The organism is Bradyrhizobium sp. 197, from assembly GCF_023073375.1.
In the GTDB taxonomy this organism is placed as follows: domain Bacteria; phylum Pseudomonadota; class Alphaproteobacteria; order Rhizobiales; family Xanthobacteraceae; genus Bradyrhizobium.
In genome coordinates this window covers 65,593-75,469 of the sequence record NZ_JADPJJ010000168.1, presented here as the reverse complement: position 1 = coordinate 75,469, position 9,877 = coordinate 65,593, and the positions used below count along the sequence as shown (strand labels likewise).

10 protein-coding genes are annotated in these 9,877 nt (G+C 65.3%); 5 read left to right on the top strand and 5 right to left on the bottom strand.

The window, feature by feature from the left end:
• Nucleotides 1-196: 196 nt before the first annotated feature.
• The 5 genes from IVB27_RS37565 to IVB27_RS37545 all read right to left on the bottom strand — a co-directional run bounded on the left by IVB27_RS37565 (nt 197) and on the right by IVB27_RS37545 (nt 2,875).
• Nucleotides 197-652, bottom strand: coding sequence for a GNAT family N-acetyltransferase (locus IVB27_RS37565; protein ID WP_247447649.1), 456 nt, complete (start codon nt 650-652; stop codon nt 197-199).
• Nucleotides 653-717: 65 nt separating this feature from the next.
• Nucleotides 718-1,530, bottom strand: a complete 813-nt coding sequence (locus IVB27_RS37560) for a PAS-domain containing protein (RefSeq protein WP_247447648.1) — start codon at nt 1,528-1,530, stop codon at nt 718-720.
• 129 nt (nt 1,531-1,659) lie between these two features.
• Complete coding sequence (locus IVB27_RS37555; protein WP_247353050.1) at nt 1,660-1,818, bottom strand: hypothetical protein; 159 nt, start codon at nt 1,816-1,818, stop codon at nt 1,660-1,662.
• Between the two features lie 73 nt (nt 1,819-1,891).
• A complete protein-coding gene (locus IVB27_RS37550) occupies nt 1,892-2,068 on the bottom strand; it encodes a hypothetical protein (RefSeq protein ID WP_247447647.1) in 177 nt (58 codons plus the stop codon).
• A 156-nt stretch (nt 2,069-2,224) separates the two neighbouring features.
• A complete protein-coding gene (locus IVB27_RS37545; protein ID WP_247353053.1) occupies nt 2,225-2,875 on the bottom strand; it encodes a glutathione S-transferase family protein in 651 nt (216 codons plus the stop codon).
• A gap of 597 nt (nt 2,876-3,472) precedes the next feature.
• On the opposite strand from IVB27_RS37545, the gene IVB27_RS37540 reads away from it, so the two are divergent.
• From IVB27_RS37540 to IVB27_RS37520, 5 genes are all read left to right on the top strand, one after another.
• The gene (locus tag IVB27_RS37540; RefSeq protein ID WP_247447646.1) at nt 3,473-4,675 is read left to right on the top strand and encodes a pyridoxal phosphate-dependent aminotransferase; all 1,203 of its coding nucleotides are present in this window, start codon (nt 3,473-3,475) and stop codon (nt 4,673-4,675) included.
• Between the two features lie 164 nt (nt 4,676-4,839).
• Nucleotides 4,840-5,319, top strand: a complete 480-nt coding sequence (locus IVB27_RS37535; protein WP_247353057.1) for a DUF992 domain-containing protein — start codon at nt 4,840-4,842, stop codon at nt 5,317-5,319.
• Between the two features lie 138 nt (nt 5,320-5,457).
• Nucleotides 5,458-7,506, top strand: coding sequence for an elongation factor G (locus tag IVB27_RS37530; protein ID WP_247447645.1), 2,049 nt, complete (start codon nt 5,458-5,460; stop codon nt 7,504-7,506).
• Nucleotides 7,507-7,681: 175 nt separating this feature from the next.
• The gene (locus IVB27_RS37525) at nt 7,682-7,954 is read left to right on the top strand and encodes a helix-turn-helix domain-containing protein (RefSeq protein ID WP_247353060.1); all 273 of its coding nucleotides are present in this window, start codon (nt 7,682-7,684) and stop codon (nt 7,952-7,954) included.
• Between the two features lie 90 nt (nt 7,955-8,044).
• The gene (locus IVB27_RS37520; protein ID WP_247447644.1) at nt 8,045-9,799 is read left to right on the top strand and encodes a SulP family inorganic anion transporter; all 1,755 of its coding nucleotides are present in this window, start codon (nt 8,045-8,047) and stop codon (nt 9,797-9,799) included.
• Nucleotides 9,800-9,877 lie beyond the last annotated feature (78 nt).

Genomic DNA, 9,877 nt, shown 5'->3' with positions numbered 1-9,877 from the left:
CGAGAACTTCTTCGGCAAGCTCAAGGAATTCAAGCGCATCGCAATGCGCGCCGACAAGACCGACCAGAGCTTCACTTCAATGATCTATCTGGCCGCGGCCGCGATAAACTCCAGATGAATCCCAACAGACCCTAGTCCCGCCATGTTACGCGCGGGTGACAGGCAAAATTATCCACAGGGCTCGCGATCACGAGGATCAGAAGATCTTGCGATAGACGATGAAGCCGGAGCGCTCGGCGACCTTATCGTACAGGCGCTGCGCCGTGACGTTGGTCTCGTGCGTCTGCCAGTAGACGCGCGGGGCTCCCGCGAGTTTCGCGCGCTCGTAGACGCCGTGGATCAGCGCCGAGCCGACACCTTTGCCGCGAGCAGCCTCAGTCGTGAACAGGTCCTGCAAATAGCAGGACGGCTCGATCGCGGTGGTGCTGCGGTGAAAGAGATAATTCGTCATCCCGAGCAGGCGGCCGTCGCTCTCGGCGACCAATCCGTGCACCGGCTCATAGGCATCGAAAAAGCGCTGCCACGTCACGCGCGTGATTTCGGGGGCGAGCGCAGTCGGGCCCGAGCGGCCGTAGAAGGCGTTGTAGCCGTCCCACAACGGCAGCCATTGTTCGTAGTCCTGCCTCGTGACGGAGCGAATGGTGAGCGACATATGAAATTCCCGCGATCGATGAGCGTCCTTCATACTTGATGATGGACGTGCTGATCAATCGCGCACTACTCCGCGACGCGCAGATAGCGGATCAGCTTGCGGCCCGCGGGATCGCGCAGCGAGCGGTAGTAGTCGGCGCGGGACGGCGCATCGGTATGCCGCACGAGGTCGGTCACGGGCGTGTAGCTCAACATGCGCCCGCCATCGGGCAGCGCGGCGCACACGAAGCGCAACACCTCGCCATTGCGCAAGGCGATGTTGATCGGCGTGGCATCGCCGATCCGCACCATCTCCATGCGCTGGGCGATGAAGGTGCCGAGCTCGTCCTCGGGCAATTCGAACGCGCCGGTGTCGCGGCCGTGATACATCAGCGCGATGAATGGCGGCTTGCCGTCGGCGATGTCGTCCGGCACCGCAAAATAATCGCGGAACGCGCGGTTGATGAACTCGGCGCGCGTCTCGGCATCGAGCAGCACGATGCCGATATCGGCCTGGTCGAGCGCGGCCGACAGCCGCGCGGCGGTGGCGTGGCTCTGACGCTCGGCGGCAAAAATGCCGAGCAGCCGCCCGCGCATCAGGCCGTTGATGCCTGCGGTGCCCGCGGCCGTCATTGTCAGGAGGCCGAGCTGAACCAGATCCGCCGTGGTAAGGCCGGAAATGCCGTGCTGGCTGAGCAACAGCAGCGCCGCGCCGATGACGGCGACGGCTGCGCTGGCGACGGCGGGCGCGAGACCCGAGAGCGCGCCGGCAAGCGCCACGATGCAGACCAGCAGCGGCGCAGGCGAGGGAGTGGGGACAAAACGATCGAAAAGCATCGTCAGCAGCGCAGTCGCTGCCGTCAGCGCCGGACCGAAGATCACACGCCATCCGAACCGCATGGGGCTGTCTCGCTCCTCCCTGAACGAGGTAAGGCGGCAACACTGACTGATCGTTGCGCCAATGCGATGCGGTTCCGCGCGGCGCGCTTAACGCGGACTTGCGTCCAAGCGCAAAGCTTTCGGATGATTTTAGACCAAGTGCGCGTGCTTGACGCGTTGTTGCAGCGCGGGCGCGTTCAGGGTCGACGTCCCCGGGCCCTTGCGCGTGCCGACCAATATCAGCAGCGATGCCGCGACGAGGATGGCCGCAGTCAGGGTGATCGCAACGACTACCACAGGTGATTTCATCGACGTCCTGTCGCGATGCCGGTCGGCGCGGGGCACGCGGCGCCTTGAAGTCGTGTCCAGGATGAAACGGGAATCAGACCGGCAGGCCCATCGCCATGGTCGCCTTGGTCGACAGCACTGTCAGGGTGACGATCAGGCTCAGCGAGAGCGCGGCAACGGCAAGCGAGGCCGCGACCGCGTTGGTCAGCCGGGAAGACGAAACGGTAGCGGGTTGGCCTTGAAAGCCCGCCGCGCCGGACGCCCGTATCATGGTCTAAATCCTTCAACGCGCGAGCGAATCACCCACGACATCGAACAATTTCACCGTGGCAACCGGCAATATTGCGGCGGCCAGCACGCCGAAAATGGCGAGATTGCGGCAAGGAAGCCCCTTGTGCCCGCTATTCGCCAGAGCGCGATCGCTCCGTCAGGCGCCCGCGGCGATGCTGGCGGGGTCCTCGATGTCGGCCGGCCGCCACTCCATTGCGACGAAGCCGGGGGCCGCTTCCACGCGCTCCAGCCAGTCCCGGATCGCCGGGAAGGTCGAGAGGTCGAAGTCGCAGCGGTCGGCAAGGTGGGTATAACCGTACAGCGCGATGTCGGCGACCGTGAGCTGGCGGGCGGCGAAATAGGCGTTGGTCTTGAGGTGGTTTTCCATCACCTGGAGGGCGCCATAGCCGCGCTCCATCCAGTCCTCCAGCGAATGGGTCTGCAGGTCGCGGCCGCCCCTCACCAGCGACAGCCAGAAATAGGCCGCGCCGATGTTCGGCTCCAACGCGTGCTGCTCAAAGAACATCCACTGCAGCGCTTCGGCACGATCGATGCGGTTCTCCGGCGCGAGCGGAGTGCCGACGGCGACATACCAGAGGATGGCGTTGGACTCGGCGAGATAGCGATCGCCACCGACCTCGAGCAGCGGCACCTGACCGGACGGGTTCTTGGCCAGGAAGTCCGGGGTGCGGCTCTCGCCGCGCAGAATGTCCACCTCGACCGCTTCGTAAGGCAAGTTCAACAGCGCCAGCGCAAGGCGGACCTTGTAGCTGTTGCCCGAGCGTTGCATCGAATAGAGCTTGTACATTCTGAGGATGATTCCGGAAGACGGGAAGGCGCGGCGCTTGTTGCCCTGCAACGCGGCTAAACAATGATGCCGATGCGAATCCGCTGCAAGGGCCAGCCAATAGAAAAACTCGAAAACCCTACCGCATTGCAACGCGGCGGAAGATCATTTCCGTGCGACCATGCAAATCAGTTCACGCTTGCGTCAATTCCTGTGCGGATCGCTGCGCGCGATCGTGCGTGAGCAGAGCAATCAGGGTTAGGGCCTTAAAGCTTCCGCATCGTCACCGCATCGTCATGGCGGGGCACGTCCCGTGCGTTCCGCACGAAAAACGTGGAAGCCCAGACATCATGGCGTTCTGGCTTCATGGTGTTCTGGCTTCCTGTCGCCGGCATGCAAAATTGCTCCGAGGACAAGCCTTGTCGGATATGTGGGATTTGCCTGGCAAAGTTGCGGAAAATTGCGAAGAATCCAGTCTTGAAACGCTCCAGACCCGTAAACTTTTGCGAGATCGGGCCGAAGTTTCTTGCGGTGCAACGGCACTCGTTTTAGGGTGGTTCATTCCCACAATCGGAGTCGTGAGGCCAAAGGGTTCACGACGCTTGTCAGGAGATGATGATGCCCTTCCTTGCCGCTGCGCTCGACCGTGTGAAGCCGTCCGCCACCATCGCGGTCACGGATAAAGCACGTGCGCTGAAAGCGGCGGGCCGCAACGTCATCGGCCTCGGCGCCGGCGAGCCCGACTTCGACACGCCCGCCAACATCAAGCTGGCGGCGATCCGCGCCATCGAAGCCGGCAAGACCAAGTACACTGCGGTCGACGGCATTCCCGAGTTGAAGGAAGCCATCATCGCCAAGTTTCAGCGCGAGAACGGCGTCGTCTACAAGGCAAACCAGATCATCGTCGGCACCGGTGGCAAGCAGGTGCTCTACAACGCGCTGATGGCAACCATCAATCCGGGCGACGAGGTGATCATCCCCGCGCCGTACTGGGTCAGCTATCCCGAGATGGTGGCGCTCGCCGGCGGCGAGCCGGTGCCGGTGGTCTGCACCGCTGCGGCCGGCTTCAAGCTCCAGGCCGATGCGCTCGAGCGCGCGATCACGCCAAAGACCAAATGGGTGATCCTGTGCTCGCCGTCGAACCCGACGGGAGCTGCCTACACCAGGACCGAGCTGAAGGCGCTCACCGACGTGCTGGTCAAGCATCCGCATGTTTGGGTGATGACCGACGACATGTACGAGCACCTCGTCTATGACGACTTCCAGTTCACCACGGTCGCGCAGGTCGAGCCGAAACTCTACGACCGCACGCTGACCGTGAACGGCGTGTCGAAGGCCTATTGCATGACCGGCTGGCGCATCGGCTATGCCGGTGGTCCGGCGCAGCTCATCAAGGCGATGTCGACGATCCAGTCGCAGTCGACGTCGAACCCGTCGTCGATCGCGCAATGGGCGGCGGTTGAGGCGCTGAACGGCCCGCAGGACTTCATCCCCGCCAACAACAAGGTGTTCAAGGAGCGCCGCGACCTCGTCGTCTCCATGCTCAACCAGGCCAAGGGCATCGAGTGCCCGCGTCCCGAAGGCGCCTTCTACGTCTATCCGTCCTGCGCCGGCACGATCGGCAAGACCGCGCCGTCGGGCAAGGTGATCGACAACGACGAGACGTTCGTGACCGAACTGCTCGAGACCGAAGGCGTTGCCGTCGTGCAGGGTTCGGCGTTCGGCCTTGGACCCGCGTTCCGCATCTCCTACGCGACCAAGACCTCGGACCTCGAAGACGCCTGCAATCGCATCCAGCGCTTCTGCGGCAATCTGCGCTAAGCCTGTCACGACGAAACGAACTGGAATGAAAAGGCCCGCTTCGCGCGGGCCTTTTTTATTCCTGCACGCAATCTGGCACCGCAGGGAATGTTGTGCCATAGACCATCGCGTCACGGGTAGGCGTGCCTCTCTGCTCGCATCACGTTCATCGCCGGAGATATTTCATGCGCCGTTCACTCCTTCTCGCCGGGATCGCCGCCGCCAGCCTCGTTGCCTCGGTCGTGGTCGCCGACGCGCAGCAGCGGATGGTGCGGGTCGGCGTGCTCGAATGCCGCGGCGGCGCCAGCGTCGGCTTCATCGTGGGATCGGTGACCAATCTCGGCTGCGTGCTGCGCGCCGAGGGTTTGCCGGAGGATCGCTACGTCGCGACCATTCGCAAAGTCGGCCTCGATATCGGCATCACCCAGGAGACCGCACTGGCCTGGGGCGTGTTCGCGCCGGTCGACCGGCTCGGACCGGGCGACCTCTCGGGCACCTATGCGGGCGCGCAGGGCAGTGCCTCGGTCGGCGTCGGTCTCGGCGGCAACGTGCTGGTCGGCGGCTCCAACAATTCGATCGCGCTCCAGCCCCTCAGCGTGCAGGGCCAGGTCGGCCTCAACGTCGCGGCCGGGCTTGAGAGCCTGGAACTTCGCCCCGGCCGTTAAGAGCTGGCCGTCAATAACCTGATCTCACTGACGACGCACCGCAGCGATTTTTGATGCTTGCCAAATCTCGGGGACCGGCAGAGCATCTGCGCTTGCCGACCCAATCATGGGCCGAGCTCCACACCAAGGAGGCGGCGAATGGGACAAGACGTCAGAAGTCCCCGAGGTCCACGGTGCATTGCGCTGGTGGGCCCTTTCCAAAGCGGTAAAACCACACTCCTCGAAGCAATCCTGGCGCGAACGGGCGCGATCCCGCGCGCCGGCAGCGTCGATGCCGGAACCTCCGTCGGGGACGCCAGTGCCGAAGCCCGTCATCATAAGATGACCGTCGGGCTCACTGCCGCCACCACGAATTTTATGGGCGACAGCTACACCTTCCTCGATTGTCCCGGTTCCGTCGAGTTCGCCCACGACATGCGCGCCGCGCTGCCTGCGGTCGACGCCGCAATCGTGGTCTGCGAAGCCGACGAGAAGAAGCTGCCGCAGCTTCAGATCATCCTGCGCGAGCTGGAGGAGCTGAATATCCCGCGTTTCCTGTTCCTCAACAAGATCGACCGCGCCAACAAGCGCATTCGCGAAACGCTCGAGATACTCCAGCCCGCCTCGCGCGTGCCGCTGGTGCTGCGCCAGATCCCGATCTGGAACAACGAGCTGATCGAGGGTTTCGTCGATCTCGCGCTGGAACGCGCGTTCGTCTACCGCGAGCACAAGGCCTCCGAAGTGGTCGCGCTCGAAGGCGGCGATCTCGATCGCGAGAAGGAAGCCCGCTTCTCGATGCTGGAGAAGCTCGCAGATCATGACGATGCGCTGATGGAGCAGCTGCTCGAGGACATCCAGCCGCCGCGCGATGCGGTGTTCGACGATCTCGCCCGCGAATTGCGCGAGGGGCAGATATGTCCGGTGCTGATAGGCGCCGCCGCACGCGAAAACGGCGTGCTGCGCCTGATGAAAGCGCTGCGCCATGAGGCGCCCGGTGTCGCGGAGACCGCAAAACGTCTCGGCGTTCCCGAGACCAGGGATGCGCTCGGCTTCGTGTTCAAGACGCTGCATTCGCAGCACGGCGGCAAGCTGTCGCTGACGCGGCTGCTCGCCGGCCATGTCGACGACGGTGCCACGCTGCAATCCTCCTCCGGCGGGGCCAGCCGCATCTCCGGGATCCTCGCCGTCACCGGCGCCTACGACACCAAGCGTGGCGCGGCGGAAGCCGGCGACACGGTGGCGCTCGCCAAGCTCGATCCCATAAGCACCGGCGACACGGTCTCGAACGGCAAGACCCAGCCGGCTGCGCTCGCAGCCAGCGAGCCGACGCCGCCGGTGCTCGCGATCTCGGTTGCGGCCACCGACCGCAAGGACGACGTCAAGCTCGGCCAGGCGCTGACGCGGCTGCACGAGGAGGATCCTTCGCTCGTCTTCGTGATGAACGCCCAGACCCACGACACCGTGCTGTGGGGACAGGGCGAGATGCACCTGCGCGTCGCGAGCGAGCGGCTGCGCGACCGCTTTGGCGTCAAAGTTGCCTCGCATCCCCCCGCGATCGGCTATCAGGAGACCATCCGCAAGCCGATCGTCCAGCGCGGCCGCCACAAGAAGCAGTCCGGCGGCCACGGCCAGTTCGGCGATGTCGTGCTCGACATCAGGCCGCTGCCGCGCGGCGACGGCTTCAAGTTCGCCGAGAAGGTGGTCGGTGGCGCGGTGCCGCGCAACTACATCGGCGCGGTGGAAGAGGGCGTCGTCGACGGGCTCACACGCGGTCCGCTCGGTTTCCCCGTCACCGATTTGCAGGTGACGCTGACCGACGGCTCCTATCACAGCGTCGATTCCTCCGACCTCGCCTTCCGCACGGCGGCGCGGGTCGGGCTGAATGAAGGCCTTCCGTTATGCCAGTCGGTGCTGCTGGAGCCGATCCACGTGGTCGAGATCGTCTGCCCGACCGATGCCACCGCCAAGATCAACGCGATCCTGTCGGCGCGGCGCGGCCAGATCCTCGGCTTCGACACCCGCGACGGCTGGAGCGGATGGGACTGCGTCCGCGCCATGATGCCGGAAGCCGAGATCGGCGAGTTGATCGTCGAGCTGCGCTCGGCCACGGCAGGCGCCGGCAGCTTCACCCGCCAGTTCGACCACATGGCCGAAGTGACCGGCCGCGCCGCCGACCAGATCATCGCCGCGCATCAGCACGCGGCGTGAGCCGCCTCTCGCAGTAACAGACGCACGCTCTCGCCCTCTTCCCGTTGTTACGGGGAGAGGGAGACGCACAGCCCGTGGCGGCGAGCGCCCTCTTGCGCTCGGCCCGGATTGATGTATTTTAAATCATTGTGCATGCTCCATACATCACTTATAATCTCTCATACGTGAGGCCAAGGTGATCACGTCGTTCCAGATGCGGGCAGCGCGCGCGCTGCTCGGCATTGACCAGAGGGCCTTGGCGGAGCTCGCAGGCGTTTCGCTGCCGACCATTCAGCGGATGGAGGCGAGCACCGGCAACGTTCGCGGCGTGGTCGAGACCTTGATGAAGGTGGTCGAAGCCTTTGATCGGGCCGGCGTCGAGCTGATCGGCGAACAGGCTCGCAGCGAAGGCGGCGGACGTGGCGTTCGGCTGAAACAGCCGGGGCCGCCGCGTCGGGTTGGAGCGTGATCCCGCAATGATCATGCTCGGGAGCAGACTTAACTAACGCACCGTCGCGCCCCGATACGCGGCCGCACGATGCATCGGAGCGGTGTGGGCATGAGCATCACAGGCGAACACGCAGGCAAGCTGCACCAGCTTCGTCGGCCGACCTTTACCGAACTCTATCTGCCGAAGCTCGTCACCGTGTGGCGCGAGGGCTATGGCTTGTCGGATTTCCGCGCCGATGTGTTCGCGGGCCTCACGGTCGCAATCGTCGCGCTGCCGCTGTCGATGGCGATCGCGATCGCTTCGGGCGTGACGCCGGATCGCGGACTCTACACCGCTGTTGTCGGCGGCTTCATTGCGTCACTGCTCGGCGGCAGCCGGTTCCAGATCGGCGGCCCGGCCGGCGCCTTCATTGTGCTGGTTGCGGCGACCGCCGACCGTCACGGGGTTGACGGCGTGGTCCTCGCCACGCTGATGGCGGGCCTGTTCCTGATCGCCGCGGGCTTCCTGCGGATCGGCACCTATATCAAGTTCATTCCGTATCCGGTGACGGTCGGCTTCACGGCCGGCATCGCCGTCATCATCTTCGCGAGCCAGCTGCGCGATCTCGGCGGGATCACGCTGGTCGCGAAAGAGCCGAGCGAATTCGTCCCAAAACTCGTCGCGCTCGCCGGGGGGCTGCACACCGTCAATCCGTCGGCCGTCGCGGTCGCGATCGTCAGCATTGCCATCATCGCCGGCCTGCGACGCTGGCGGCCGTCCTGGCCGGGCATCCTGATCGCGGTCGTGCTCGCGGCGGCCGCATGTGCCGTGCTGTCGCTGCCGGTCGAGACCGTCGGATCGCGCTTCGGCGGCATTCCGCGCGAACTGCCCGCGCCGGCCTTGCCTGCGTTCTCGCTCGCGAAGGCGACCGCCGTGCTGCCGGATGCGATCGCCTTCGCGCTGCTCGCCGCCATCGAATCGCTGCTGTCGGCGGTGGTGGCCGACGGCATGACCGGACGCCGTCACCGCTCCAATTGCGAGCTGGTGGCGCAAGGCGCCGCCAATGTCGGCGCGGCGCTGTTCGGCGGCATCTGCGTCACCGGGCTGATCGCGCGCACCGCGACCAACATCCGCGCCGGCGCGCGGGGGCCGCTCGCGGGCATGCTGCATTCGATCTTCCTGCTGCTGTTCATGCTGATCGCGGCGCCGCTCGCGAGCTACATCCCGCTGGCCGCGCTCGCCGCCGTGCTCGTCGTGGTGGCCTGGACCATGGCAGAGAAGCACGAATTCGCGACGCTCCTGCGCTCGTCGTGGGGCGATGCCGTCGTGCTGCTCGCAACCTTCCTGCTCACCATCTTCCGCGATCTGACCGAAGGCATTTTGGTCGGCTTCGCGCTTGGTGCGGTGCTGTTCATCCATCGCATGGCGGAAATGACGGGCATCGAGGAACGTTCGCCGCTGGTGGCCGCCGATCGTCCCGATGACGGCAATGGCGAGCGCGTGCCTTACGACCCCGCGCTCGCGGTCGATCGCGACGTGCTGGTCTATCGCATCACCGGCGCGTTCTTCTTCGGCGCCGCCTCGGCGATCGGCAGCGTGCTCGACGGCATTGCCGACAAGCGCAAGGGCTTCGTGGTCGACTTCGCCGCAGTGCCGTTCCTGGATTCGACGGCGGCCAACGTGCTGGGACGCGTCGCCGCAAAAGCCCACCGGCAGGGCATCCGGCTGTTCATCACCGGGGCATCGCCTGCGGTTCGCCGCGCGCTGCTCACCCATGGCGTCACGCCGCCGCGAGCGCGTTATCGCGAGACTATCGCGCGTGCCGTCGCCGACATCAAGGGCCGCACGGCCCAGCTCGCGGGCGATGACGCGGGCACGACCTAGCGCCGCGGCCTTCCCGGGGCGTCCGCGCGCTTGACAGGGCCCGCGGGACGCGAAATGGATCGCCTCCGACGCTCCCCA

Coding starts and splice junctions, on each gene's coding strand:
- IVB27_RS37565 (WP_247447649.1), bottom strand. CDS start 652: ATGTCGCTCACCATTCGCTCCGTCACGAGGCAGGACTACGAACAATGG.
- IVB27_RS37560 (WP_247447648.1), bottom strand. CDS start 1,530: ATGCGGTTCGGATGGCGTGTGATCTTCGGTCCGGCGCTGACGGCAGCG.
- IVB27_RS37555 (WP_247353050.1), bottom strand. CDS start 1,818: ATGAAATCACCTGTGGTAGTCGTTGCGATCACCCTGACTGCGGCCATC.
- IVB27_RS37550 (WP_247447647.1), bottom strand. CDS start 2,068: ATGATACGGGCGTCCGGCGCGGCGGGCTTTCAAGGCCAACCCGCTACC.
- IVB27_RS37545 (WP_247353053.1), bottom strand. CDS start 2,875: ATGTACAAGCTCTATTCGATGCAACGCTCGGGCAACAGCTACAAGGTC.
- IVB27_RS37540 (WP_247447646.1), top strand. CDS start 3,473: ATGCCCTTCCTTGCCGCTGCGCTCGACCGTGTGAAGCCGTCCGCCACC.
- IVB27_RS37535 (WP_247353057.1), top strand. CDS start 4,840: ATGCGCCGTTCACTCCTTCTCGCCGGGATCGCCGCCGCCAGCCTCGTT.
- IVB27_RS37530 (WP_247447645.1), top strand. CDS start 5,458: ATGGGACAAGACGTCAGAAGTCCCCGAGGTCCACGGTGCATTGCGCTG.
- IVB27_RS37520 (WP_247447644.1), top strand. CDS start 8,045: ATGAGCATCACAGGCGAACACGCAGGCAAGCTGCACCAGCTTCGTCGG.